We start from the raw sequence: 24,385 nt of genomic DNA, 5'->3' as shown, positions 1-24,385 counted from the left end.
TCTCTCCCTTCATGATTCCTCCACGTATCTGTTCTTCCCGGCTTCCATACCGAATCCGATGACCCCGAGAGAAACGATGAGCAAGGTGATGATCGGAATCGTCCAACTGCCGCTTATATCAAAAAGAAGACCGATCAGCATCGGACCGATAGCGGCAAGCGCATAGCCGAATGCCTGAGCCATTCCGGACAGAGCGGAAGCCTGGCGAGCCGATTTCGTCCTCATCCCGAGGAAAGCGAGAGCTAAGGCGAAGCTTCCACTTAAGGTGATACCGATGCATATGATGCTTAGAATCAATAAAGGTAAAGAGTTGCCGATCCAGAGGCTCGAATATCCAATTAAGGCTATGCAGCCGAGAAGAAGAACGACGTATCGCTGGTCTTCGAATTTCTCGGCGATGACCGGAACGAGAAAACTCGCAGGCAGCCCTATGAAAAGGGCAGCAGATGTCATCCATCCGGCTGTGGCAATCGTGACTCCGCTGGCGTGAAGCATCTCCGGAAGCCATGCGACGGTTACGTAAAACAGAAAAGACTGCAGTCCCATAAAGGCTGCGATTTTCCAGGCAAGCGGGGATTTCCAAACATTCGAATCCTCTAAAGCTATGTATTCCTCCTCTTTAGCGGTGTTCCTCTCTTTCCAGATAAGATAGATCCATAGAATCATAGCAAGAAGAGCTGGAATCGCCCATATGGCGAGGGTATTGGTCCACCCCCATCCAAGTCCGGAAGCGATAGGGATACTGACGCCGGAAGCGACGGATGCGAATACTCCCATGGATGTTACATACACACCGGTCATGAATGCGACTTTGTTCGGGAACTTCTCTTTCACCACGCCGGGCAAGAGTACGTTGCAGACGGCGATTCCGATTCCTGCAAGCAATGTTCCTGCAAAGAGAATGAATGTATTAGGGATCAGTCTGGCTACGACGCCGATGAATATAAAGAACATCCCTGCCAACAGCGTCCGTTCACTGGAGAACTTTGCGCTGATTCTCGGAGTGACGGGAGAAGTGAAGGCGAAAGCGACAAGAGGTAACGTCGTCAGAAGACCTGCACTCCAGTTCGCCAGGTTCAAATCTTCCCGGACGAGTCCGATGACAGGGCCGACCGAAGTGATCGCCGGTCTCAGATTAAAAGATACGAGGATGATTCCCAGTATAAGTAGTGTTGTGTATAGTTTTCTATTCGTCATGTTTTTCCTTCTTTCCACAGATTTCCTTCCCTCACTATAGCATGAGGGCTGCCCCGTTGCCTATCGGGACAGCCCTCTCTTCAAGTAAGCTGATGCCTATTCTTTTCTAAAGCGGAAGACTGCCAGACATAGAGGGCAGCCAATAGCCCAAGCATTCCGAGAAAGCCGGTCTCAAAGGACCAAATATCGATGATCCATCCGAACAGGGGGAAAGTGAGCATTGTCACGAAACTTTCGACGACACTGATCATCGAAAAGAACGTCGCTCTGATCGAGCTGTTCAACCGGTTCTGGATAAAGTTCGAAAATATCGGTTCGTACAGCGTCAGTAGCTGACACAAAATCAGAAAGGAACCCACGATTCCCCAGACGGGACTCCAGATGAACAGAATGAAGAATAAGAGGAACAGAAGGTAGCCGTATTTGGTGATAGAGAAGAACGACCATTTCTCTTCCAATTTATAAGCCATTTTAGCCATCCACGCCCCGATCAGTCCTTCTACTGTAAAGATGGCTCCGATCCATAGCGGGCTGAGTCCGAGTCTCACAAAATACTCCTGACCATAGAAGACTATGATGACAGCGACAGCTCCCAGACTGACGAAAAAGACGATTGGCACATGAATCGATGGATGCTTCTTCCATACTTGTGTCCCTGTCTTCAGCTGAGATAGCCACTGCTCGCGTATGGACATCTTCTCCGGTTTTTCCCTCGGAGGTTCATGAAGGAAGAATATCGGAACGAGTGCCGCGATATGCGAAATGATGACTCCTGCATAGACGTAGGTGAAGTCGATTTCGGCGAGCCATCCGCCGAGAAGCTTGGCGATGCTTAGGGAAATGAGAGCAAGCGCAATCATGTTTCCCATAATGCTCGTATATTTCTTCTCTTCTCCGTATTCTTTCAGTGTATCGTAGGCGAGGGCTTCCTCGGCCCCGGATTGGAAGGTGACGGATACACCGAGAGTGACGAGAGCCAACCCGAAGAGGGAGAAGGAATCTCCGACGAGCATGAACGTACCGTATCCGATACTCATCACATTACCGATGAAGAGACTGACTTTCCTTCCGTAAAGGTCGGCGATGATTCCCGTCGGCACTTCCAAAAGCACGACAGACAGGTGCATAAGGGCTTCGATGACCCCGATCTCCGTCATGCTCATGCCCTGTTCGTTCAAGTAAATGACCCACAGTGCCCGGTCGAAAAATAGTTGAGCTAAGAAAATGTATAGATAGATGAATCTTATATTCCGTTTCATTAGGATCCTCCTGAAGGCCCTATCCACAAAAAAAGCCCCACAGGTAAAAAACTTACCTGTGGAGCAGGGGTAGGGTAAGAAATTTTACGTTCGGCATTCATATAAGGCATTTGTTCCGAAAAAAGACATACGTGTCCCGTGAACGGTGAAAATGCCAAAAATTGTAGCCATGAATGCGTTGAAACGAGCGACTTGGCTCATGTTTCCGAACGTAGACAATTTCTTTCCCTCCTTCTGAAGAATTCTGTTTCCAGTATATCGAAAGTTATTCAAATCCACAAGAACCCTTTAGTTGTAATATTTAGAAAAATCAGTATCATGTGTTGAACGCCCGTTCAAAAGGTAGTATAATTACTTTTGCATTGAAAGCGTATACATTACAAAATAAGTAAAAAAGGAGGCAGTAGCATGAGTGGTATATGGCTCGCGGTTTTCGGTATCATCGTTCTGGCACTCGGATATCGCTATTATTCCAAGTTTCTTGCAGAGAAGATCTATAAGCTCGACCCTGACTATCAGACCCCTGCACATAAATATAAAGACGGGGTGGATTTCGTACCTACGAATAAATGGGTGTTATGGGGGCACCATTTTACATCTGTAGCAGGAGCAGCACCGATTCTCGGTCCGGCGATTGCCGTTTATTGGGGGTGGCTTCCAGCTGTGTTATGGGTGCTTCTTGGTACCGTATTCGCTGCCGGGGTCCACGATTTCGGAACGCTTGTCCTATCTGTACGACATAAAGGACAGTCCGTCGGGACGCTTGCGAACACGTTGATCGGTCAGCGTGCGAAAATATTGTTCTTATTCATCATTCTTCTATTAGTCCTGATGGTCAACGCCGTATTCGCCTGGGTTATCGCGAATCTGTTCATTACGAATCCTTCAGCGGTTCTGTCAGTGTTCATCCAAATTCCGCTGGCTGTCTGGATTGGGTACAGCGTCTATAAAAGACAGGGAAGTATGCTGCTTCCTTCTATTGCAGCACTTGCGGTCATGTACTTTACAGCCATTGTTGCCAGTTACGTTCCTGCCCTGCAGATAGACCTTGTAAGTTACTTCGGCGGGGAAGGAAGTACGACCGCGTTCGGTATGTCAGCCACATCGATGGCTTTCTTCGTCTGGATCGTCATTCTTATGGCTTACGTGTATATCGCGTCTACGCTGCCTGTATGGAAACTGTTGCAGCCACGCGATTTCATCAACTCCCATCAGTTGATCGTAGGTCTCGGACTGCTTTATCTCGGTCTTTTATTCACGAACCCTGAAGTTACAGCGCCTGTAAGCAACGGTACAGCTGATACGTCCTGGTTCCCGCTTCTGTTCATCACGATCGCCTGTGGTGCTATCTCCGGCTTCCACGGTCTCGTTTCTTCGGGGACCTCTTCGAAGCAGCTGGATAAAGAAACCGATGCCAGAATGGTCGGGTACCTAGGTTCTGTCGGAGAAGGGGCGCTCGCGCTTATTTCCATCATTGCCGTTGTCACCTTCTTCCCGACATCCGGGGAGTTCGCGAACACGTATAGCGGATTTGCAGAAGCGAGCGGTGCCGGCCTCGGCGTCTTTGTTCAGGGGGCAGCGCAACTGGCTACAGGTCTTGGAATTCCTGCGCAGGCAGCTGCGACCATCGTTTCCGTCATTGTTGTCAGCTTTGCCGCGACGACTCTCGATTCTTCTGTACGACTTATGAGATACATCATATCCGAGCTAGGTACAGAATATAATGTACCTTCTCTTACGAAAATGCACGTAGCGACTTCGGTAGCCGTTGTCTCGAGTGCGGCATTGACGCTTATTCCGGAAGGACCGAACGGATTCGGTTCCGGAGGCTACCTTCTATGGCCGTTGTTCGGAACGTCCAACCAGCTTCTCGCGGGAATCAGTCTTCTGCTCATCTCCGTATGGCTGAAGCGTCTCGGCAGAAACTATTGGCCGGCCATGGTGCCGATGATCTTCCTGATGTTCATGACGCTTTGGGCGATGGTGTCCCAGGTGTTTACGGATTGGGCGCCTTGGGCAGAAAGTTCGGACTGGTTGCTGTTCACCTTCGGAGCGATTGTCATGATCTTTGCAATCTGGATCATGATTACGTCCATCTCCGTACTCATGAATGATGAAAAGGATAGCGCGGAGAAAAGCGCATAATAGAAAGACTGGAGGAAGTCGCACGAACATCGTGTGGCTTTTCTCTCGTTTTTCAGAAAGGAGGGATGAAAGGATGCCTGACCGGAAATCGATGATCAAACGTCTTGTGGATTACTACGAGGAAGTACTCAGCCTCCCGCACCGCACAGAGATTGCCCGGGAGCTCAGGGATGAGGATGATTTATTCCTTCTTCTGCTGTATTCGGATATGCTCGGCATTCCGAATCCGGCCTTCTATTATACGTTAGAACTTTATCCGTATATTATCGAGAAGTTCCACGATTGGCATTTACGGATGGGGATGGAGAAATCTCCCCTTGAAGGAATACGCTGCTGTTAAAGGAGAATGACTATATGAATGAAAAAGTTATATTTATCGGAGGAAAAGGAGGCGTCGGAAAGTCTACGACAAGCGCAGCCCTCGCCCTGGTGAGAGCGAAGGAAGGGAAGAAGACGCTGATCGTATCGACGGACCCCGCTCATAATCTCGGTGACATCTTCCATACGTCGCTCACTCATGAAAAGGAGCAGTTGACGGAGAACCTGTGGGGCATGGAAGTCGATGCCGAAGAAGAATCGAAGCGTTATATCGAAGGAGTGAAACAGAACCTGCAGGGGTTGGTGAAATCGAAAATGGTCGAAGAAGTACATCGCCAGATCGATATGGCTAGTGCTTCTCCGGGAGCGGAGGAGGCCGCCTTGTTCGACCGTCTGACGGCAATCATTCTCGAGGAGAAAGATGACTTCGACCAGATCATTTTCGACACCGCCCCTACCGGACATACGCTCCGTCTCCTGACGCTCCCTGAGCTGATGACGGTGTGGATCGACGGAATGCTCGAGAAACGGAAGAAGACGAATGACAACTACACGCAGCTTCTGAACGACGGGGAACCTGTTGAAGACCCGATTTACGATGTACTTCAGAAACGGCGCGAGAAGTTCGAAGCCGTCCGTGAAATCGTGCTGGACGAGAGTCAGACCAATTTCATCTTTGTCATGATTCCGGAAAGGCTTTCTATTTTGGAAACGAAGCAAGCGATCGAGCAGCTGCATCAGCATCATTTCCATATCCGCGATATTTTCGTGAATAAAGTGTTACCTGCTCATGCGGACGGAAAATTCCTCGAGAAGCGTCGGGAGATCGAAAAGGACCATCTGGCGAAGATAAGAGAGACGTTCACCGATCAGCATCTTGTAGAGATACCGTTATTCGAAGAAGATGTAGCGACCCTCAAGCAGCTGGAAGCTTTCAGTAGCCATCTTCATCGTTCCATGACTCAGGAAAAAGGGTAGGGATACGTCTCGATCATTTCCTTCCAAGTCGAGGGGCGGAATTCATCTCTTCCGGTTACAGGGGAGGCTTGTTGTAGAGAACGGAGCACAGCTTCTTCGGTCGCTTCCCCTATGGCGCGGAATGCTTCATCCAAATGGTGCTCAGCAACTGACTGGGAAGTTTCGGCCGTAGTGAACCCGATTGCAATATCTCCGCTTCCGTTGCTGATGACCGAGCCGGTACGGGCGAGACCTGTCACCGATCGTTTCAATACCCGCTTCAACTGCCGATGGTTCATAGGGACATCTGTTGCGGCAATGATCATGACGGACCCTTTATCTTCATGTTCTTCTGTCCGGGTCTTTCCCCACCAGTACTGTCCCACCGGAGATCCATGAACGTTCAGATCCCTCATAAAACCGAAGTTGGAGACGACGAGTATCCCTATCGTGTTTGTGGTCCCCTCTATGGACAAGACCCGGGAGGACGACCCGATGCCTCCCTTCAAGGAGTAGCACATCATGCCACGTCCGGCACCGACGGACCCTTCCTCGAAGGATTCCGCTGCATTACGGATCGCTTGACGGGCATGTTCGATGGTGACGCTTCTTTTCCTTATATCATTTAGGAGCATGTCGTTGCATTCGCCGACGACCGGGTTGACGGTTCCTGTCGTTCTGCCTATGTCTCCGTTCTCTTCTAAAGCATGATCTACGAGCGCATCGAAGCAGGTACCTACTGCAAGGGTGTTCGTCAACAAGATAGGTGTTTCGAGGACACCGAGTTCTTCTAGCTGGATGAGTCCTGCCGTTTTCCCGAAGCCGTTGATGATATGCGAGGCGGCCGTCACTTTGTTTTTGAATAGATTTCCACTATGAGGAAGGATGGCTGTCACTCCGGTTTGTGCGCTTCCTTCGTTCAACGTTTCGTGTCCTACCCGGACCCCTGCTACATCTGTGATGCCATTCTTTTTTCCTTTTTCCATTCAGCTTCCTCCTTTTCTTTCCGATTAGTATTGTACCATGGAGATAAGACAGCGATTTAATTCGATCATTGTGTGTGAAAGGAATCATTACGGGGTACACCCCTTGTACAGTGATTGAAACACAAAAAATCACTTCTTATTCATCGAGTGCAGAATGATATTCCCCCGAGAATGGCAATGCCTAGTTGCATCCACTTTTCTCGGTCATTGTGATTAAACTATAAAAGACCCCTTACATGTTTGTGACTCGGACACGTTGAGGAATCCGCTTCCAATAGTTATAATTTTCTTAAGAGTTCAAAAAGGATCTGCTAACTAACTCATCACGAGTTCAGGGAGGTAAGGGAAGAAAGGGTGTGTTGAATTTGCAAGCCATCACGAAGAATTTTTTCTTGTTTTTATCAAATAATAAAACACTCGACCGTTTGGCAAAACGGTACGGAACCCGATTCGGTGTCGATAAGTTGGTCGGCGGAGAGACCTTCTCTCAGGCAATTCCAGTTATCAAACAACTGAACGAGGATGGGTTAGTAGTGACGGTAGATCATTTGGGCGAGTTCGTGGAGTCTGAATCCGAGGCCCGCGAACGGGCGCAGGAAGCGGTGGAGACCATCGATGCGATGGCGGATAACAAGCTTGATTGTGAGATGTCGGTGAAATTGACGTCTCTCGGTCTCGATATCAGCCGTGAACTGGTGCTTACGAATATGGAGATGATTCTGGATAAGGCCCGGGAACGGGGAGTGACCCTCCAGCTTGATATGGAAGATTCGAGCCGATGTCAGGCTACGATCGATATATTCAAACAACTGAGAGCCAAGTATACGAATGTCGGACTTGTCATCCAGTCATACTTGTATCGTTCAGATAAAGACCTGGACGAACTCGATGAATACAATCCATATCTGCGCCTGGTAAAAGGTGCTTACAAAGAACCCGGTGTTGTGGCTTTCCAGGACAAAGACATGGTAGACCGCAATTTGAAGCAGCTGATCAAGAAACATATGCTGAACGGCAACTATACGGCTGTCGGCAGTCATGATGAAGAAATGATCAATTTCACGAAGGAATTGGCCGAAGAACAAGGCATTCCGAAAGATCGCTTCGAGTTCCAGATGCTTTATGGCATGAGGAACAAGTTGCAGCATGATTTAGCGAAAGAAGGGTATACCGTCCGCGTCTACATGCCATACGGAATGGAATGGTATGGCTATTACATGAGACGCCTGGCGGAACGCCCTGCCAATATAGCCTTTGCAGTCAAAGGAATTTTCTCGAGATAATAATTAAAGGAAAGGGGAATGTATCATGGTAACACCATACAAGCACGAACCGTTCACAGATTTCTCAGTAAAGGAAAACAAAGAAGCGTTTGAAGAGGCGCTCAAGTATGTCAAAGGAGAGCTCGGCAAACAGCATGATCTTCTGATTGACGGAGAGCGTATCCGTACAGATGCAAAAATCGAATCGACGAACCCTGCGAACACGAAAGAAGTCGTTGGCGTCGTGTCGAAAGCGAACAAAGAGCTTGCAGAGAAAGCGGTGGAATCTGCATCCAACGCGTTCGAAGAGTGGAGAAAATTCGACCCGGAAGCACGTGCTGAAATCCTTTTCCGTGCGGCAGCGAACATCCGTCGTCGTAAGCATGAATTCTCTGCGTACCTCGCGTATGAAGTAGGGAAGCCTTGGAAAGAAGCGGACGCGGATACAGCGGAAGCGATCGACTTCCTTGAATACTATGGTCGTCAGGCTGTTGAACTGAAGAACGGCAAGCACGTGGAAAGCCGCGAAGGCGAGCACAACCAGTATATCTACCAGCCGATTGGCGTAACGGCCGTTATTCCACCATGGAACCTGGCTCTCGCAATCATGGCAGGTACGACTGTAGCTCCGCTCGTAGCAGGGAACACAGTCGTGATGAAACCGGCTTCGAACAGCCCGGTCATCGCAGCTAAATTCGTCGAAGTCCTTGAAGAAGCAGGTCTTCCGAAAGGCGTACTGAACTTCATCCCTGGAAGCGGTGGAGAAGTAGGTGATACAATCGTCGACCATCCGAAAGTCGGACTTATTTCCTTCACAGGTTCCCGTGACGTAGGTACACGTATCATTGAGCGTGCGTCTATTGTTCAGGAAGGACAGAAGCACCTGAAACAGGTCATCGCTGAAATGGGCGGTAAAGATACGGTCGTCGTCGACAAAGAAGCGGATCTCGAAATCGCTGCTGAAGCGATCGTCGTTTCGGCTTACGGCTTCTCCGGTCAGAAGTGTTCTTCCGGTTCCCGTGCCGTCGTTCATGAAGACGTCTATGACGAACTTCTGGATATGGTCAAAGAGCGTACGGAAAAACTGACTGTCGGTAACGCTACTGAAGACAATGTCTACATGGGTCCTGTCGTAGACCAGGGCGCGTATGACAAGGTCATGAAGTATATCGACATCGGGAAAGAAGAAGGTCGTCTCGTCACAGGTGGTAAAGGCGATGACTCGAAAGGCTACTTCATCGAGCCTACCATCTTTGCTGATCTTCATCCGGAATCCCGCATGCAGCAGGAAGAGATCTTCGGACCGGTCGTCTGCTTCACGAAAGTACGTGACTTCGATGAAGCGATCGACGTAGCGAACAACACGGAATACGGTTTGACAGGTGCGGTCATCTCCAACAACCGTGCTCATCTGGAGAAAGCGAAGTACGACTTCCACGTCGGAAACCTTTACTTCAACCGTAACTGCACAGGCGCAATCGTCGGATACCAGCCATTCGGTGGCTTCAAGATGTCCGGTACGGACTCCAAAGCCGGTGGACCGGACTATATCATGCTTCACATGCAAGCGAAGACGATTTCCGAAATGTTCTAGGATCTTGAATAGACGAAAACCTCCCTTTTACGGGGAGGTTTTTTTGCGTTCCAGAGTTTAATGGGATGTTTTCTGCAGATTACAAGTAGAAAAGTATCGCATAAAATAAGCAATAGAATAATTTCAACGAGAAGCTTCCGAAAATCGTTTCATAATGCAGGTTATGGAACGATTTTTCTTTAGTATTGAAAAAAATCGACTCATAACCCGGATGGCCATTCAGAGCACCCGTTCAGTTTCCATTTTCTTGTTGACCGGGGTGGTCTAAAGGAGTATACTTAAATCGACCGAGGTGGTCTACTAAAATAGGAGAGGTGCCTATGAAGAAATTCCAAGAGCTTGATGAAGAGAAAAAAAGCAGAATCCTCGAGGCCGCGCTTCTGGAGTTTGCAGAAGAAGGATATGAGAAAGCTTCGACGAATAACATTGTGAAACAGGCTGGTATCGGGAAGGGGATGCTGTTTTATTATTTCAAAAATAAAAAGCAGCTGTACCACTATCTGGTGGAATACAGCCTAACGATCATGCAGGAAGAGTACATGTCTGAAATCGACATCAGCGAGACGGATTTCATCGAACGGATGAAAGAAGTCACCCGGCTCAAATGGGAAGTGTATGTGAAACATCCTGCTGTCTTCAGATTTGCGAGCACCTTTTTCCTTTCCGACATGGATGAGTTGCCGGAGCGCTTGAAAGAGCAATATGCCTCTCTTCAGGAAAACGGCTATGCCCTCATTTATAAAGATATAGATTATACGTTGTTCCGCGAAGATGTATCCAGCGAAAAGCTGTTTCAGATCATCCAGTACTTCCTCGGAGGCTATGAAGAACGCTTGAGAATAGAACTGAAGCAGCAGTTGATCCAGCTGAGTGATTTCGATTCGTATGTAAAAGAATTCTTTGAGTATCTCGATGTGTTGAAAGTCACGTTCTATAAGGAGGAGAGACAATGACTGTGATTCGTACCGTCGACTTGTCCAAACAGTTTGGAAAAGTGAATGCATTGAACAAGGTGAATATGGAAGTGAAAGAAGGGGAGGTCTACGGATTCATCGGTCCGAACGGTGCCGGAAAGTCGACGACCATCCGGATTCTTCTCGGTATGCTGAATCCAAGTGGCGGGCAGGCAGAGGTCCTCGGTATGGACGCAAAGAAAGATGCCGTCGCCATTCACAGACGACTCGCCTATGTGCCGGGAGATGTGAACCTATGGCCGAACCTGACCGGCGGAGAAGTCATCGATCTTCTTATGAGTTTCCACGGGGTGAAGAATAAAGGGAGAAAAGACGAGTTGATTCAAGCGTTTCAATTCGATCCTTCGAAAAAGTGCCGTACGTATTCGAAAGGGAATCGGCAGAAGGTGGCCCTGATTGCAGCGTTTGCCATCGAACCGGATTTGTACATCTTTGACGAACCGACATCCGGGCTTGATCCGCTTATGGAACGTACCTTTCAGAAATACGTGAAGGAAGCGAGAAATCAGGGCAAAAGCATTCTGTTATCCAGTCATATTCTGTCTGAGGTGGAGCAGCTCTGTGACCGTGTGGGAATCATCCGCGACGGAGAGATGATCGAAACAGGGACCCTCGAGGATTTGCGTCACCTTACGCGTACGAATTTATATGTAGAAACCTCCCGTCCTATCGATAACCTGGAAACGTGGGAAGGCGTACACGACGTGGAAAAACGTCAGAGTGGCGTATCCTTTCAGGTGGATACAGAGAGGATGGAAACGGTTATGGCCGAGTTGGGTGCTTTCGGCATCAAAAAAATCGAGAGCGCTCCTCCGACACTTGAAGATCTATTCATGCGCCATTACGAAGGAAGCGGTGGAGGTGACAGATAATGTTTCATAATAGTGGCAGATTGTTCTACTTTCTATTGAAAACCGATCGTTTGAAAATAGCGATCTGGCTTCTTTCTTTCACCCTTATCACGGTCGCCGTACCCATATCTTTTGAAAACCTTTATCCGACGCAGGCGGAGCGGGATGTAATGGGACAGACGATGGGGAACCCGGCAATCATAGCCATGTTGGGACCGGGGGATTTCGATTCTTATACCGTGGGAGCGATGACCTCTCATGAAATGATCCTTCTTACAGCAGTCGTCGTGGGACTTATGAACATTTTATTGGTGAACAGACACACCCGTGTGGAAGAGGAAGAAGGGGTGTTGGAACTGGTCCGTGCTTTGCCTACGGGGAAAGGTGCCAATATGCTTGCCGTTTTCCTCTATTCTCTTACGGTAAACCTACTCCTCCTTCTGCTCATATTCTCAGGGCTGGTCGTTCTTGGAATAGAAAGTATCGACGGGAACGGGTCTTTGCTATATGGAGCCGTGCTCGGCGGTACGGGGATATTGTTCGCCGGAATCACGGCTGTAACGGCACAGCTTACGGATAACGGGAGAAGTTCTTTCGGGCTTGCTTTTGGACTGTTGCTCATCGCGTACTTTGTGAGAGCGGTAGGGGATGTCAGTGCAGAGACGCTTTCCTGGTTTTCCCCTCTTCATTTGACGACCAGAGCGGAAGTGTTTGTCAGCAATCAATGGTGGACAGTCGTGCCGCTCTTCGCTGGGGGACTAGTATTGTTTGTCCTGGCGGGATACCTGGTTTCGATCCGCGACTTGGATGCGAGCTTTCTGCCGTCCAGGTCCGGACGAACGGAAGCTTCCTCGTGGCTCGGGACGCCTGTCGGACTTGCGTTTCGTCTCCAGCGCCCCGGCATTATCAGTTGGAGTGTAGCTATGCTGCTCGTCGGTTTGTCGTACGGTTCTATTCTCGGTGACCTGGAAACATTTTTCGAAGGGAATCAGATTCTTCAGCAGATGCTGCCGGGAGAGTCTTCGGATTCTTTTACGGACCAGTTTCTGTCTATGCTCATAGTGGTCATATCTATAATGGCTACGATCCCTGCCCTTATGGCCATGTTGAAATTGTATAAGGAGGAGAAAAGAGGGAGAGGAGATCTTCCCTTTTCCAAGCCCTTATCACGAGCCCGCTTTTTTGTCAGCTACTTGCTCATCGCTATGGTGGAGGGGGCGGTCATGCTCTTCCTTGCATTTTTCGGATTATGGATCGCTGCGATTTCCGTGATGGAAGATCCCTTCTCGTTCGGAACGATTCTGGGAGCAGGAGCTGCCTATCTTCCGGCCCTTTACGCCATGATTGGAGTGAGTGTTGTGCTGATCGGGTTCGTGCCGCGAAAAGCGGGGCTTGTGTGGGCATATCTGTTATATGCTTTCATCGTGCTGTATTTTGGAGGATTGTTCAAATTTCCGGAATGGATGGAGTACCTGTCTCCATTCGGATTCGTCCCTGAATTACCGAATGAAGAGATGGCATGGACCCCGATCATATTTTTGAGTGCGATGGCGTTGGTGCTAATCGTTTTGGGATTCCGAGGTTATCAAACACGTGATTTGGAGGGGTGATTGTCGATTTCCTTGTTCATTTCACGTGGAAATAGGTATAATGGTACCGAGCGAAACCTTGTTCGGGAAAGGGTAGAAATAAATGGAATGGAAAGAACTTCTGATGCAGGTGGAGGACATTCACAAAGCGACGGAAATCATCAGTACGAAGGTGAAGAAACCGGTCATTATCGAAAATAAAAACTTTGAGCTCGTCTCCTACAGTTCTTCCGTAGAGGATTTCGATCAGACGCAGCAGAAAACGATTTTATCGAAGAAATGCCCGGTTTTCATCATCGATCGCCTGAAGAAAGAAGGGTTCGTGCAGCGCTTAGAGCGGGTGAGTGAACCGATACGCGTCCATCCGATCGAAGAACTCGGATTCGAAAGACGTGTAGTGATCGCTGCGAAACACATGGGCCAGACACTCGGTTATATCTGGGTGCAGGAATCCCATGAATTCACTAAGGAGGAAGACTTCGACTTCCTGAAGGATATCGCTTCTTATATCGGAAAGATGATTTATGATCTCCACAAAAAGACGAACGAAAAAGATAACAAGAAAGATGAAGTGTTGTGGAAACTGCTGAATCACGAGTTTTCTACGGAAAGTCAGCTCCAGCAGGAAGCGGCTCTCGTGAAGTTGAGTCTTCCTGAGCGTTCGTCAGTTCTCGCCTTCTCTGTAACGGAAGGGAAATACCGTTACATGCTTGATTATTTGGAACGGATGGTCCGGACTTATAAGCAGGAGTACCGTATGTACTTCGTAAAGTCGGAGTATCAGCTTATCCTTCTGATCGAAGCGGATAAAGAAGGGGAATCACTTCTGAAAGCCCGGGATTTTGTCGATCGGGTGAAGAAGGAAGTGGGCGAAGAGGATTTCTACTACTTTCTAATCGGCATAGGGAAAGAGTATGACTCCCTCTCCAAAGCGCGCAAAAGTTTTCTGGAAGCGCTTGAGGTAATCGAGATTGCAAGCTTCATTTCTCCACGCCCGGAGATGATGCCGAGGGAATTTTCGAAGCTCGGCACCTACCGCTATCTTGCGGCTCTTTATGAAAAGAACAGTTCCGATGATTATTACAGCGAAGATTTGCTGAGGTTGATGAAGAATGATCAGGATAAACAGACGGAACTGCTTCGCACGCTCGAGATGTACCTGGCGAATAATACAAAAGGGAAGCAGACGGCGAGTGAGCTATTCATTCACCCTAATACCCTGAATTATCGGATCAAGCAGATTCAGGAGCTCACGTCGATCGATTTCCAGGATTTCAATATGAAAGCCTATCTCTATACCGAACTGCTTCTTCTCAATAATGTGACTTCTTATTATCAGCGTTATCAGAGCGCTATTTCCTGAATGCATGCGATTGCCGCATGCATTTTTTATTTGAGGAGTGGAGTCCCTCCTGGGCTGGTATAATGGGCTTTTGCGGTGTTTTTGAAAAGATTGATGGTAAAAGTACCTCATACTAAATTTTATACTACAGTTTGTAATTGTCTCTCGAAAAAAGTGAGTCATACTAAAAGTTATGCGGTGCTTTTTTTGCTGACGGGATGAAAAAGATCTCATATCTTCCACTTCCTTGCTAAGCGGGGCTTCTCCGCATTTCATGTCTAGCTGCGAAGAACAGAAGCCCGAAATATAAGCAGCCAACCCTGTTTCGGAAAAAAATCATCCGAAATCAGGCTCGTCTGCTTATATTTGAGCTTCTAAACGTTCTTCTTCACTTTCCGTGTCTAGCTACGAAGGCCAGAAACTCGAGCCATAAGCAACTCGGATCAAAGAAAGGAAGAGCGCCTTTCGTTGACCAAGTTGCTTATGGCTGAAGTTTCTAAGCAGGCCTTCTCCGCATTTCTATTTTTTGTTTAACTTTTTACATATGGTGGAACATCCCCTATACAACATTAGGAGGATGATAAAGTGATCGAACATAAGCTGTATATCAACGGAGAATATGTAGAGTCGAATGGGAATGATTGGATTGAGATAGAAAACCCGGCGACGGGCGAGATTATATCGAAAACGCCGAAGGGCACAGAAGATGATGTGAATAAAGCGGTAGAAGCAGCCAGGCAGGCACAGCAGGGATGGGAACTGACCCCGAACATAGAAAGAGGGAAGATCGTACGTCGTCTCGGTGATGAAATCGAAGCGAAGCGTGATACATTCATCGATCTTCTGCAGGAAGAGCAGGGGAAAGATTACGAACTTGCCAGTGGCGAAATCGACCTTGCTATCGATTACTTCCGTTATATGTCCGAATGGGCGCGTAGAATCGAAGGTGAAATTGTACCGAGTGATCGTGCAAATGAAAATATTTTTGTATATAAGAAACCGATCGGTGTCATCGGAGGAATCGTGCCTTGGAACTTCCCGATGTTCATTCTGGCGCGTAAAGTCGCAACAGCGCTCGTGACCGGTTGTACTATCGTATTGAAACCGAGCCAGCAGACGCCGAATACTGCTGCCGAATTCACGAAAATCGTCGACAGCATGGATGATATTCCGAAAGGTGTCTATAACTACATCACCGGTACAGGTTCGGAACTCGGGAATGCGATCGCTTCTCATAAAGATGTCGATATGGTTACGATGACCGGAAGTATCCCGGCAGGAACGAAAGTGATGGAAGCGGCGGCTCAGAACATTACGAAAGTGAACCTCGAGCTTGGAGGCAAGGCCCCTGCCATCGTTACAGAAAATGCCGACCTTGATATTGCGACAGAAAGTATTGTCACCTCCCGTCTTGCGAACAATGGACAGGCATGTACGAACGCAGAGCGTGTATATGTGCATGAAAGCAAGAAAGAGGAACTTGTGCAGAGACTGAAAGAAGCCTTCGAATCCAAAAAAATCGGTAACCCTCGTAAAGACAAAGACGCCGATGTAGGACCTCTGGTCAGCAAAGACCGCCTGGAAGAAGTGGAAGAAATGGTGAAGACAGCTGTCGATAACGGGGCTACCGTTGTAACAGGTGGAGAACGTGCTGATGTAGATAGCGGGTACTTCTATAAGCCGACGATTCTGACGGATGTTACTCACGATATGGAAATCGTTACAGAAGAAATCTTCGGCCCTGTCATTCCGATCACCACGTTCCAGACGCTTGATGAAGCTATTGAAAAAGGAAATGACACGGAATATGGTCTGACTTCTTCCGTTTATACGGATGACATGAACGAAGCGATGCGTGTCGTGAACGAACTCCGCTTCGGTGAAACATTCGTGAACCGGGAGAACTTCGAAGCCGTTCAGGGCTATCATGCCGGTATGCGTAAATCCGGTCTTGGTGGTGCAGATGGAAAACACGGGATGGAAGATTTCCTCGTAACCCAGGTTGTATATATGCAGTACAAAAATGATAAGAAGTAATTGATGCTTCCTGTACCCTCTTCAGGGTACAGGAACTTTAATAAGGAAAGGGGAATTTTTTTGATTATAGATAACGTACGTCTCTACCAGCCTCAGGGAGAAGAGAATCCGGAAGAGTTATATGCCGTAGAGTTTGACGGCCAGTACATACAGGCCATTTACCCGAGCCCTTATCAGGGAGAGGAGCCGGTGATTGATGGAGAAAGTCGTGTGCTTGCCCCGGGGTTCACTGATTCCCATATGCATCTTCTTCGCTATGGGCTACTCGTAAAAGAATTGGATTTGAGAGAAGCCCGAAGCTTTCAGGAAATGAAAGAAATGATTGAAAATCACTATGATTCCCTCGAAGAAGGCCAGTGGATATTCGGAAAAGGGTTCAATGATGATCTTTTCGAAGATAGAGAGGAACCGCTCACGGCCCAAGACCTTAATGACATTCAGGTAAATGCTTATATTTATCTCATTCATGAAGATGGACATGAGTGTGTCATCAGCGAACGGGCCATGGAGTTATTGGCTGAAGAGAAAGAATTCGACCGGATTCCGGAAGCGTTCAAAGAGAGGGATACTGCCGGGAACATGAATGGACGTTTCAAAGATACAGCTGTTCATTTCATCAATCACAGATTTTGGGGAAGAGACAAAGAGGATGCGAAAGAAGCGCTTTTATCCGCTTTTCCTCATTTAACTGTTCACGGAATAACAGGGGTTCATACGGATGACCGGAGCTTTATAGGAAGCTTCGCCCGATTGTATGAAGCTTATACGGATTTGGAGAAAGAAGGGAAGCTGCCGATTGATGTTCAGTTGCATCATTATTCCTTCCACATGGATGATATTGTGGAATTCGTGGAAAACGAAGAGATGCGGACAGGAGACGGGACGGACCAAGTGACGGTAGGGTCGATCAAAATCTTTCTCGATGGAACGCAGCGTCTGCATACGGCGTCGATGCGGAACCCGTACCCGGATAATCCGTCGAAGAGTGGGCCGCTTATTTACAGTCAGGAAGAAATCAATGACATGGTGCTCTATGCGGCTCGGAACCAGATGCAGGTGGCGATGCACGCCATCGGGGACCGTGCTGTCGAACAGGCTGTTGAGGCATTGGAACAGGAGGGGGCAGCTACTCATGACCTGCGTCACCGTATCATTCACGCGCAGACGCTTGCTCCTGATCTGATTGAAAGAATAGCGGGAAGCGGTGCTTATATCGAGACGCAGCCATCCTTCCTGCTGGGAGAATGGGATAAAAAAGACAAATGGACTCCAGAAGAACTTCTTCCTTATGCCGATGCCTATAAAAGCATGAAGGAAGCGGGAATCCCGATTACGTTGAGCTCTGATTTGCCGATAGGTTCGATCAACCCTATGGTTACGATCGGCACAGCTGTGACCCGGCAGGATCTTGATAATCGCCCGGAAGAGGGATGGATGCCTCAGGAGAAATTGTCTGTGGACGAGAGTTTTTATGGAATGAGTATCGCTCCGGCGTACCTGGAATTCAAAGAGCACAGAAAAGGAAAAATCGCTCCCGGGTATCAGGCGGATTTCGTATTACTCGATCGGCATCCGCTTGAAGTGAAGCCGGAAGAGTTGAAGCACATTAAAGTAGTAGAAACCTGGCAAAAAGGGAAGCAGACATATACGGAATAATAAAAATGCTGCCGGTCTTCCGGCAGCATTTTTGTTAGCCTTTTATTTTAAGCGGACGATGGTTCTACCACGTACGTTCCCTTGCAAGATTTGTTCCAATACGTCCGGAACTTCTTCCAGGGTCACTTCATTAAGCATGTCATCTTCTAGGAGAGATGGTTTCCATTCTCCCGCAAGTTTCTCCCACGTCGCCTTTCTTTCAGGCATCGGACAAGTGACTGAATCGATTCCGAGCCAGTTCACACCTCGACCAATGAACGGCATAACTGTTGTGGAGACCTGGATGCCTCCTACAAGACCACTGGTAGATACAGAACCGCCGTTCTGCAACGTAGTCAGGATATATTGGAGCGTGTTTCCTCCGACAGGATCGACGGCTCCGGCCCAACGTTTCTTCCGGGTCGGCGTTCCATCTGTATCCATGATTTCATCTCGATGAATGACAGAGGAGGCTCCGAGCTTTTTCAAATAATCATGTTCGGATTCTTTGCCGGTGGCTGCAGTGACACTGTAGCCATTCTCCGAGAGGATATTGACGGCTACACTTCCGACACCGCCTGTGGCACCGGCTACGAGAACTTCTCCTTTGTCCGGTGTGAGACTATTGTCTTCGAGGCGTTTGATGGAAAGCCCTGCAGTGAGACCAGCTGTACCGAGAATCATCGCCTCTTTCAACGTCATTCCATCAGGAAGCGGAACGACCCATTCTTTCGGAACGCGGGCATACTGACTGTAACCTCCGTCGTGCCCGGTACCGAGCGCATAGCTGGTTACGATGACTTCCTGTCCCTTTTCAAAAGATGGATCCTTCGACTCCACTACGGTTCCTGATAAGTCGATTCCGGGTACCAGAGGATACTGCTCAACGATCTGGTTCTGATTTCCGACAATGGCATCCTTATAGTTGATGCTTGAATAAGCCACTTCGATGGTGACGTCTCCGTCTGGTAAATCATCGATCGTACGCGAACGAACGTGCAATTGTTTATCTTCTTCAAGTACAAGTGCCTTGAATTCCTCCATGAATTTTTCCTCCTTCATTGATTCTTCTACTCATTTAGCCGAAAAAGAATTTCATGAAACCTATCCCCAATTTTCTTCCTGTTTAAGGTCTGTCTCGTTGGGTATTGGTAGGGGATAGTGAAAATTTGAAAAGGAGGTGTGAATGCCTGATATCCGGTTTTCTAAGGAGAAAATCGATCTGTATTTTTTACTTTACAGAAGAACATAATACTGTTAATGTATTTGATTGTGTTATAAAAAACCTCAAAGGAGTTTGTTATGTTACAAGATAAACAAGGGCGAATCGATTGGCCCGTATTTGCGATAAGTGGAGGAGCTCTCCTTCTGTTCGTGTTATTTGCAATTATAGATATCAATAGTGTTAAAGAATTCGTTAATGCCGGGTTTGCATGGTCGGCAAAATATTTTGGTGCCTTCTGGCAATTTCTCATGCTTGCGACATTCATCGTAGGGTTGTACCTTGCGTTTTCAAAGTACGGAAACGTGAAAATGGGGAACCTGGATAGCCCTGAGATCGGCCTTTATAAATGGCTCTCGATCATCATGGCTACCCTTCTCGCAGGTGGCGGTGTGTTCTGGGCGGCTGCTGAACCTATTACGCACTTCCTTACTGTCCCACCATCCCAGGGAGGAATCGAAGCAGGTACTCGTGCTGCTATCGCTCCTGCCTTGGCTCAAAGTTACATGCACTGGGGCTTTCTCGCATGGGCGATCCTCGGTACGGTAAGTGCCGTCGTCATGATGTATGGTCACTATCAGAAAGGCATGCCTCTTAAGCCGCGTACGTTGCTTTACCCGATTTTCGGTGAGAAAATCCGTTCCGGCTGGTTCGCAACGATCGTAGATGCCTTTTCAGTAATCGCGGTAGCTGCAGGTACAATCGGTCCTATCGGATTCCTTGGTACTCAAGCCAGCTACGGGTTGCAGACGATTTTCGGTATCCCTGATAATTTCGCGTCGCAGCTTTCAGTAATCGGTGCTGTCATCCTTATTTCGACGATTTCAGCACTTACCGGTTTGTATAAGGGAATCCAGAAGCTAAGTAATTTCAACGTTCGTCTTGCTCTTGGTCTGATCGGCTTTGTCTTGATCTTCGGCCCTGGCTTATTCATCATCAACCAGTATGTAGCCGGGTTCGGTCATTATGTACAAGAATTTGTGACGATGGCTACGTATCGCGGAGATAAAGATTGGCTCGGCTGGTGGACTGTATTCTTCTGGGGTTGGTTCATCGGGTATGGACCGATGATGGCGATTCTTGTCAGTCGTATCTCCAGAGGACGTACGATCCGTCAGATCATCTTGGCGATCTCTGTTCTTGCGCCACTCATTTCTGCATTCTGGTTTACGGTACTTGGTGGTTCCGGTATTTTCTACGAACTGCAGAACCCTGGCGTGATCTCCGAACCATTGAATAATTCAGGGAACGCAGCTGCCATGTTCGCGATCACGGAGCAATTCCCGCTGGCTTCTGTCATTTCGCCATTGTTCCTTGTTCTGACGATTCTTTTCGTCGTAACAACAAGTGACTCGATGTCTTACACGATTGCCATGGCTGTTACAGGAGAAGGGAACCCGAAATCATGGGTCCGTGTCTTCTGGTCCATCCTGATGGGTACTGTGGCAGCAATCCTTCTGATCATCGGTAACGGTGGTGTAGGAGCGCTTCAGAACTTTATCGTCGTTACGGCGGTTCCGGTTTCTATTCTTCTCTTGCCTGTCCTGTGGCTCGGGCCGCGTGTGGCAAAAGAAATGGCTGTGAAACAGGGAATCATCAACAAACAATAAATACTGATACAACAAAAAGCGCTGATCCTAGTGAGGGATCGGCGCTTTTTTGCGTTTGCTGGAAGGGAGTATGTGCAAGGAATCACGGTATTTCGCTACTGTCCTTCTTGATACATGGAGTCCTTCTTTCCCCAAGGACTGAACCAGCTTCTGATCAGAAAGAGGGGAAGAGGGGTTCTCCTTCGTCACAAGCTGGTGGATGCGATGTTTGATAACTGCGGAAGAGGAACCGTTTGTTGTGGAGGAAGGAAAGAGTTCCTCCATGAAATAAGTGCCGGCTGGGGTTGTGACGATTTTATTGCGGACGGCCCGGCTGACCGTGGATTCATGGATCTCCAGTTCGTCTGCCACCTGTTTCCTTGTGAGAGGGGATAGGGAGCCAATCCCTTCCGCCGGCATCCTTGGCTGATGGTGCAGAATGGACTGGGTGATCGCCAATATAGTCGATTGCCGCTGTTCTATACTCTTTTGGAGCCAGGTGAATTTCTTGTATTTTTCTTGTAAGTAGGCGAACGCTTCTTTATATTCGTTCATCAACCGCTTATAATCCTGGTTCAATTCAAGTTTCGGAACCAATTGGTGGTTGAGAGAAACCGAATAAGCTCCTTCCTGTTCCTTGATGTACACGTCCGGCATTAGAGGGGAGGAGTTCGTCGCGCCGACTTGAAGCCCCGGTTTCGGGTGAAGAGACTTGAGATTGGCAAGACAATCGTTGAGTTCTTCAGTGGTGATGGAGAGTTTGGAACATAAGTATTCCCGCTCTCCACCCGCCGTTTTCTCCAGGTGATCCGAGATGAGTCGGGAGAGCTTCTCATTTTCAGGATAGTACCTTGATGCCTGGAGCAGCAGGCATTCCTTCAGCGTACGGGCTCCCACCCCTGCAGGATCAAGATTCTGTACATGAGACAGGGAGCGTTCTGCACTACACTCAGAAATATTGTAGTCATGGGCAATCTGATCCAGGGTTTCTTCCAAATATCCGTTTTCATTCAAATGAAGGATGAGATGGGTAACGATATTCTTTTCTTCTTCCGGTAGGGGAAGGAACGTCGCTTGTTGCTGTAGGTGCTGATGAAGATCAGGTTTCTGATTTCCCTGAAAAAGGGGAGCAGCACCCTGCTGGTTCGCGCCCACCGAAGAGAAAGAAGGTTCCTTCAGATCGATCCAGGGGTTCTCGAGTGATTCCTTTTCGATATATTCTTTCAATTCGATTGAAGACAGTTGCAGCAGATGGATCGCCTGCTGAAGAGAAGGGGTCATATTCAGGTGCTGAACCTGTTTTTGTGAAAGAGCGAGTTCCATCCTCATTCCTCCTTTCTTTCACCTGTTGTTACTGCTCATTCAGCCTTTGCCGCTTCTTTTGTAGGCCAGTTTCAATTGTACAAGCTGACTGTTCAACGTACGCCCTCGCAAAGGAATGTAATTTCCTTCGTTGTCCTGGACCCTTGCTTTCATATCATCCATGAGCTGCAGGTCGAGAACTTCCCGCACAGCGCGTTGAACGGAAGAACTGAGAATAGGGAACATGATTTCAATCCGCTTGCTCATATTCCTCGTCATCATATCTGCCGAAGAGAGGAAATATTTCTCGTCCCCGTTGTTATGAAAATAGTAGATACGACTATGTTCGAGGAACCTTCCGATAATGCTCCGGACCCGGATGTTTTCACTGACATCGGGTATTCCGGGGCGGAGGCAACAGATTCCTCTGACGATAAGATCGATCTGTACCCCTTCCCGTGAAGCTCGGTACAGGGCTTTGATGATACTTTTTTCTGTCAGGGAGTTCATCTTGGCAATAATTCTTCCGTTTTTGTGTTCACGATGAATCTCGATTTCATTTTCTATCAGCCGGATCAGGTCGTTCTGCAGATCCTCTGTCGCAATAGAAAGGTGATGGAACTTTGGATGCGTCGTGGCACCACTCACAAAGTTGAAGAAATTCGTCGCATCTTCCCCGAAGGTGCTTTTGCTGGTAATCAGTCCCATGTCCGTATAAAGTTTGGCTGTCTGATCGTTATAATTTCCTGTTCCCAAGTGGACGAACCGTTCGATGGATTTTCCCCGCTTCCGTACGACCAGGGTGATTTTACTGTGGGTTTTCAATGAAGGAAATCCGTAAATGACATGACATCCCGCTTCCTCGAGCACACGGGCCCACTGGACATTGTTCTCTTCGTCAAAGCGTGCTTTCAGTTCGACAAGCACCGTCACCTGTTTTCCGTTCTCCGCGGCGCGCTTCAGACCCCGGATAATAGGAGAATTTCCGCTCACCCGGTAGAGGGTCTGTTTGATAGCGAGCACGTTTTTGTCCTCCGCTGCGTCTGTAACGAAGGAAACGATGGGGTCGAAGGATTCATAAGGATGACTGAAAAACAGATCTCTTTTCCTTGCTGCAGTAAATACATTCTCCTTCGGTTTCAGGCAGGCCGGCTGCTGAGGTTCGAAAGGAGGGTAAGCAAGGGAAGGGTTCGCTTTGGTTCTTTCTTTCACGAAGTCGAAAAGGAATGTAAGATCCAGAGGCCCGTCCTGATAATAGATATCCCTTTCCTCTAATAACAGTTCTGTTTTCAGCAGAGTCAGCATGGAGGAAGAAGGGCTCCCCTTTATTTCAAGACGAACGGCCGCCCCGTGCTCCCTGTTTTTCAACTCTTTCTCTATTTCAGCGAGAAGATCTCTCGCTCCTTCTTCGTGAATGGTCAAATCCGCATTACGAGTGATGCGGAAGGTGGTGAAAGAATCGATGGTAAACCCACCGAAGAGCTTATGAGCATAATGGGCGATGATATCTTCAATGAATACGAAAGCTTCCTGGGTCGGCGAATACATAAGGCGTGGAAGGAGGTCCGGAATTTTCAGGAATGCCGTCTTCGTATCGCCATCATGATCCGTGAGCTTGACTCCGATATGGATGGCTTTGTTGGTAAGCATCGGAAAAGGCCGGTGGGCGTCGATGACCATCGGTGTGAGAACCGGGTAAATGAATTCATCGAAATAATTTTCGAATTCATGCAGATCCTCCGGCTTACGCAAAACATCCCATCCATAATCCTGAAGTCTGTCCATGAGGGAGTGATAAATGTGGTACTGATCCCTGAACAGACGCGTCATCTCCGTGGATATTCGGGCCACCTGTTCTTTCGGCGTAAGACCTGCCTTATTCTCTCTTTTCGTAAAATTGGCTTTGATCTGATCAAGCAGGCCGGCAACGCGTACCATGAAGAATTCATCGGTATTGGAGGAGAAGATGGCGACGAACTTGAGCTGTTCCAAAATCGGATTCGTCGGTTCGACGGCTTCCCTCAGCACACGTTCATTGAAAGAAATCAGGCTGAGTTCACGGTTGTTATAAAATAAGGGTTGATCAAGGTCATTGTTGTTGTAAGTCATTTCCATCTCACCTGCAC

At 48.1% G+C, this 24,385-nt stretch carries 18 protein-coding genes; 12 read left to right on the top strand and 6 right to left on the bottom strand.

From position 1 onward, the window contains the following. Positions 1–9 precede the first annotated feature (9 nt). Entirely contained in the window at positions 10–1,197 is a 1,188-nt protein-coding gene (locus BLQ44_RS10605; RefSeq protein ID WP_093193874.1) for a CynX/NimT family MFS transporter, read from the bottom strand. Between the two features lie 80 nt (positions 1,198–1,277). After that, entirely contained in the window at positions 1,278–2,456 is a 1,179-nt protein-coding gene (locus tag BLQ44_RS10600) for an MFS transporter (RefSeq protein WP_093193873.1), read from the bottom strand. 408 nt (positions 2,457–2,864) lie between these two features. Here BLQ44_RS10600 and BLQ44_RS10595 point away from each other — a divergent pair, with 408 nt between their 5' ends. The 3 genes from BLQ44_RS10595 (at position 2,865) to BLQ44_RS10585 (ending at position 5,897) form a co-directional block, all read left to right on the top strand. Beyond that, positions 2,865–4,601 carry a carbon starvation CstA family protein gene (locus BLQ44_RS10595; RefSeq protein WP_093193872.1) on the top strand — a complete coding sequence of 579 codons (1,737 nt, stop codon included), beginning with the start codon at positions 2,865–2,867 and terminating at the stop codon, positions 4,599–4,601. A 73-nt stretch (positions 4,602–4,674) separates the two neighbouring features. After that, complete coding sequence (locus tag BLQ44_RS10590) at positions 4,675–4,941, top strand: cory-CC-star protein (RefSeq protein ID WP_176757503.1); 267 nt, start codon at positions 4,675–4,677, stop codon at positions 4,939–4,941. 14 nt (positions 4,942–4,955) lie between these two features. After that, positions 4,956–5,897 carry an ArsA family ATPase gene (locus BLQ44_RS10585; RefSeq protein WP_093193871.1) on the top strand — a complete coding sequence of 314 codons (942 nt, stop codon included), beginning with the start codon at positions 4,956–4,958 and terminating at the stop codon, positions 5,895–5,897. On the opposite strand, the gene BLQ44_RS10580 is transcribed toward BLQ44_RS10585, so the two are convergent. After that, the gene (locus BLQ44_RS10580) at positions 5,882–6,862 is read right to left on the bottom strand and encodes a P1 family peptidase (protein ID WP_093193870.1); all 981 of its coding nucleotides are present in this window, start codon (positions 6,860–6,862) and stop codon (positions 5,882–5,884) included. The genes BLQ44_RS10585 and BLQ44_RS10580 overlap by 16 nt on opposite strands. A 365-nt stretch (positions 6,863–7,227) precedes the next feature. On the opposite strand from BLQ44_RS10580, the gene BLQ44_RS10575 reads away from it, so the two are divergent. The 8 genes from BLQ44_RS10575 to BLQ44_RS10540 all read left to right on the top strand — a co-directional run bounded on the left by BLQ44_RS10575 (position 7,228) and on the right by BLQ44_RS10540 (position 18,167). Beyond that, positions 7,228–8,145, top strand: coding sequence for a proline dehydrogenase family protein (locus tag BLQ44_RS10575; protein ID WP_093193993.1), 918 nt, complete (start codon positions 7,228–7,230; stop codon positions 8,143–8,145). 25 nt (positions 8,146–8,170) lie between these two features. Then, a complete protein-coding gene (gene pruA / locus BLQ44_RS10570; protein WP_093193869.1) occupies positions 8,171–9,718 on the top strand; it encodes an L-glutamate gamma-semialdehyde dehydrogenase in 1,548 nt (515 codons plus the stop codon). 320 nt (positions 9,719–10,038) lie between these two features. Next, positions 10,039–10,671, top strand: a complete 633-nt coding sequence (locus BLQ44_RS10565; protein WP_093193868.1) for a TetR/AcrR family transcriptional regulator — start codon at positions 10,039–10,041, stop codon at positions 10,669–10,671. Then, positions 10,668–11,564 carry an ABC transporter ATP-binding protein gene (locus BLQ44_RS10560; RefSeq protein WP_093193867.1) on the top strand — a complete coding sequence of 299 codons (897 nt, stop codon included), beginning with the start codon at positions 10,668–10,670 and terminating at the stop codon, positions 11,562–11,564. The genes BLQ44_RS10565 and BLQ44_RS10560 overlap by 4 nt, the downstream gene beginning before the upstream one ends. Further along, entirely contained in the window at positions 11,564–13,153 is a 1,590-nt protein-coding gene (locus BLQ44_RS10555; protein WP_093193866.1) for an ABC transporter permease, read from the top strand. Before BLQ44_RS10560 ends, BLQ44_RS10555 begins: the two co-directional genes overlap by 1 nt. Before the next feature lie 82 nt (positions 13,154–13,235). Continuing rightward, positions 13,236–14,495 (top strand): PucR family transcriptional regulator, encoded by a 1,260-nt coding sequence (locus BLQ44_RS10550; RefSeq protein WP_093193865.1) that lies wholly within the window; start codon positions 13,236–13,238, stop codon positions 14,493–14,495. Between the two features lie 564 nt (positions 14,496–15,059). Next, positions 15,060–16,511 (top strand): aldehyde dehydrogenase, encoded by a 1,452-nt coding sequence (gene aldA, locus BLQ44_RS10545; RefSeq protein ID WP_093193864.1) that lies wholly within the window; start codon positions 15,060–15,062, stop codon positions 16,509–16,511. A 60-nt stretch (positions 16,512–16,571) separates the two neighbouring features. Next, positions 16,572–18,167 (top strand): amidohydrolase, encoded by a 1,596-nt coding sequence (locus BLQ44_RS10540; protein WP_245688151.1) that lies wholly within the window; start codon positions 16,572–16,574, stop codon positions 18,165–18,167. Positions 18,168–18,209: 42 nt separating this feature from the next. Here the strand turns inward: BLQ44_RS10540 and BLQ44_RS10535 are convergent, their stop codons facing one another. Continuing rightward, the gene (locus BLQ44_RS10535) at positions 18,210–19,190 is read right to left on the bottom strand and encodes an acrylyl-CoA reductase family protein (protein WP_093193862.1); all 981 of its coding nucleotides are present in this window, start codon (positions 19,188–19,190) and stop codon (positions 18,210–18,212) included. A 258-nt stretch (positions 19,191–19,448) separates the two neighbouring features. On the opposite strand from BLQ44_RS10535, the gene BLQ44_RS10530 reads away from it, so the two are divergent. Next, complete coding sequence (locus BLQ44_RS10530; protein ID WP_093193861.1) at positions 19,449–20,978, top strand: BCCT family transporter; 1,530 nt, start codon at positions 19,449–19,451, stop codon at positions 20,976–20,978. A gap of 27 nt (positions 20,979–21,005) precedes the next feature. Here the strand turns inward: BLQ44_RS10530 and rpoN are convergent, their stop codons facing one another. Beyond that, positions 21,006–22,280 (bottom strand): RNA polymerase factor sigma-54, encoded by a 1,275-nt coding sequence (rpoN, locus tag BLQ44_RS10525; protein ID WP_176757502.1) that lies wholly within the window; start codon positions 22,278–22,280, stop codon positions 21,006–21,008. Positions 22,281–22,319: 39 nt separating this feature from the next. Next, positions 22,320–24,368, bottom strand: a complete 2,049-nt coding sequence (locus BLQ44_RS10520; RefSeq protein WP_093193859.1) for an RNA degradosome polyphosphate kinase — start codon at positions 24,366–24,368, stop codon at positions 22,320–22,322. Positions 24,369–24,385 lie beyond the last annotated feature (17 nt).

The sequence above is a fragment of the Salimicrobium halophilum genome, from assembly GCF_900100295.1.
Lineage (GTDB): Bacteria > Bacillota > Bacilli > Bacillales > Halobacillaceae > Salimicrobium > Salimicrobium halophilum.
The sequence above is the reverse complement of the archived record's forward strand: the minus strand, read 5'-3'. Positions and strand labels throughout refer to the sequence as shown.

Coding starts and splice junctions, on each gene's coding strand:
- BLQ44_RS10605 (WP_093193874.1), bottom strand. CDS start 1,197: ATGACGAATAGAAAACTATACACAACACTACTTATACTGGGAATCATC.
- BLQ44_RS10600 (WP_093193873.1), bottom strand. CDS start 2,456: ATGAAACGGAATATAAGATTCATCTATCTATACATTTTCTTAGCTCAA.
- BLQ44_RS10595 (WP_093193872.1), top strand. CDS start 2,865: ATGAGTGGTATATGGCTCGCGGTTTTCGGTATCATCGTTCTGGCACTC.
- BLQ44_RS10590 (WP_176757503.1), top strand. CDS start 4,675: ATGCCTGACCGGAAATCGATGATCAAACGTCTTGTGGATTACTACGAG.
- BLQ44_RS10585 (WP_093193871.1), top strand. CDS start 4,956: ATGAATGAAAAAGTTATATTTATCGGAGGAAAAGGAGGCGTCGGAAAG.
- BLQ44_RS10580 (WP_093193870.1), bottom strand. CDS start 6,862: ATGGAAAAAGGAAAAAAGAATGGCATCACAGATGTAGCAGGGGTCCGG.
- pruA (WP_093193869.1), top strand. CDS start 8,171: ATGGTAACACCATACAAGCACGAACCGTTCACAGATTTCTCAGTAAAG.
- BLQ44_RS10565 (WP_093193868.1), top strand. CDS start 10,039: ATGAAGAAATTCCAAGAGCTTGATGAAGAGAAAAAAAGCAGAATCCTC.
- BLQ44_RS10560 (WP_093193867.1), top strand. CDS start 10,668: ATGACTGTGATTCGTACCGTCGACTTGTCCAAACAGTTTGGAAAAGTG.
- BLQ44_RS10555 (WP_093193866.1), top strand. CDS start 11,564: ATGTTTCATAATAGTGGCAGATTGTTCTACTTTCTATTGAAAACCGAT.
- BLQ44_RS10550 (WP_093193865.1), top strand. CDS start 13,236: ATGGAATGGAAAGAACTTCTGATGCAGGTGGAGGACATTCACAAAGCG.
- BLQ44_RS10535 (WP_093193862.1), bottom strand. CDS start 19,190: ATGGAGGAATTCAAGGCACTTGTACTTGAAGAAGATAAACAATTGCAC.
- BLQ44_RS10530 (WP_093193861.1), top strand. CDS start 19,449: ATGTTACAAGATAAACAAGGGCGAATCGATTGGCCCGTATTTGCGATA.
- rpoN (WP_176757502.1), bottom strand. CDS start 22,280: ATGGAACTCGCTCTTTCACAAAAACAGGTTCAGCACCTGAATATGACC.
- BLQ44_RS10520 (WP_093193859.1), bottom strand. CDS start 24,368: ATGACTTACAACAACAATGACCTTGATCAACCCTTATTTTATAACAAC.